We start from the raw sequence: 1,890 nt of genomic DNA on the forward strand, positions 1-1,890 counted from the left end.
CCGGATCCAGGAGCCACGAAGAAGGTAACGAGGGCGCCGTCCATGCGTTCGGCCGCCGGCTCTCCCGGACCACGCACCGCGAGGCGATCACCGTGATCATGCTCTCCGCGACCGCGATCGCCGTCGCCACGATGGCGCTCATGGGCCTGTCCTCGTTCACGACCGACCAGATCCTGTTCGAGTGCGTGTCCGCGTTCGGCACGGTGGGCCTGTCCACCGGCATCACCGCCCAGCTGCCGCCGGCCGCGCAGGGCATCCTGATGCTCCTCATGTTCGTCGGCCGCATCGGCCCCGCCACCGTCGCCGGCAGCCTGGCCCTGACCGACCGCACCCGCCACTTCGAGTACCCGAAGGAGAGGCCCCTCATTGGCTGATCTCACCCGTTCCCTGTTCGCCCCCCGCCGGGGCGACCGCCCCACCGTGGCCGTCCTCGGGCTCGGCCGGTTCGGCTCCGGGGTCGCCCTCGAGCTCATGGAGTCCGACTGCCACGTGCTGGGGGTCGACGCCGATGCCGAGGCCGTCCAGGCGCTCAACGGCCGGCTGACCCACGTCGTCCGCGCGGACAGCACGGCCGAGGAGGCGATGCGCCAGCTCTCGGTCCACGAGATGGACCACGTCGTCGTCGCCATCGGCGGCGACCTCGCCGACTCGATCCTCACCGTCTCGCTGATGCGGCGGTTCGGGACGCACCAGCTCTGGGCCAAGGCCAACGACGACCGCCACGGCGAGATCCTGCGTCAGCTCGGCGTGGAGCACGTGGTCCACCCGGAGCGGGACATGGGCCGCCGCGTGGCACACCTGGTCAGCACGTCCTTCCAGGACTTCGTCGAGGTCGAGCCGGGACTGGCCATGGTCCGGGCCACGCCGCCGTCGCGCCTGCTGGGCAGGGACCTGCGAGCCACCGGACTCGCGGGGGAGCGGGGCATGCGCGTGGTCGCCGTCCGCAGCCGCGACACGTGGCTCTACCCGCCGAGTCACTACGTGCTCGAGCCCGAGGACACGATCCTCCTTTTGGGCCCGACCCGTGACGTCGAGCGGTTCCTCGCCCGAGACTGAGCCGGTGCACATCCGGCGCGGCTCCTAGACTGGCCGGGTGACCACCCCGGACCGCGTGCACCTGGACCACGCCGCCACCACGACGGTGCGCCCCACCGCGCTCGCGGCCCTGGCCGAGGCGGCCGCGCTCCCGGGCAACCCGGCCTCCCTCCACGCCTCCGGCCGTCGGGCCAAGCTGCGCCTCGAGGAGGCGCGGGAGCGCATCGCCGCGGGGCTCGGGGCGCACCCCACCGAGGTGATCCTCACGTCCGGGGGCACCGAGGCGGACAACCTCGCCGTCCAGGGGCTGTACCGGGCCCGCCGCGCGGCTGCGCCGGAGCGCACCCGGATCGTGCTGACCGGCGTCGAGCACCACGCGGTCCTCGACGTGGTGGACTGGCTCGCCGCACACGAGGGTGCCGAGCCGGTGCTCGTCCCGGTCGACGACGACGGGCGGGTCGACCTCGTCGCATGGGGGGCCGCGCTGGCGACCGCGCCCGAGCGGACCGCCCTGGCCACGCTGATGTGGGCCAACAACGAGATCGGCACGGTCCAGCCCGTGGCCGAGGCCGCCCGGCTCGCTGCCGACCACGGGGTCCCGTTGCACACCGACGCCGTCCAGGCCGTCGGGGCGGTGCCCGTGGACTTCGCCGCGTCCGGGGCCGCGACCCTGGCCGTCTCGGGGCACAAGGTCGGCGCCCCCGTGGGTGTCGGCGCCCTGCTCGTGCGCCGGGACGTCACGTTGGAGGCCGTCGTGCACGGCGGCGGCCAGGAACGTCGCCTGCGCTCGGGCACGGTGTCGGTGGCCCTGGCCGCAGCGCTGGCGGCCGCCGTGGAGGAGGCCGTCGCGGAGCA

The 1,890-nt window shown here is 74.3% G+C and carries 3 protein-coding genes; all 3 read left to right on the top strand.

What is annotated here, in order from left to right; translation table 11 throughout:
* Positions 1-374: potassium transporter TrkG (locus HMPREF3105_RS00935; RefSeq protein WP_141762368.1), on the top strand; the 374-nt coding region annotated here is incomplete at its 5' end.
* Positions 367-1,056 (top strand): potassium channel family protein, encoded by a 690-nt coding sequence (locus HMPREF3105_RS00940; RefSeq protein WP_070708556.1) that lies wholly within the window; start codon positions 367-369, stop codon positions 1,054-1,056. The genes HMPREF3105_RS00935 and HMPREF3105_RS00940, both read left to right, overlap by 8 nt.
* 37 nt (positions 1,057-1,093) lie before the next feature.
* Positions 1,094-1,890 (top strand): cysteine desulfurase family protein (locus HMPREF3105_RS00945; protein ID WP_070708557.1); only part of this gene is annotated, 797 nt, incomplete at its 3' end.

Source organism: Micrococcus sp. HMSC31B01 (assembly GCF_001816085.1).
In the GTDB taxonomy this organism is placed as follows: Bacteria; Actinomycetota; Actinomycetes; order Actinomycetales; family Micrococcaceae; genus Micrococcus; species Micrococcus luteus.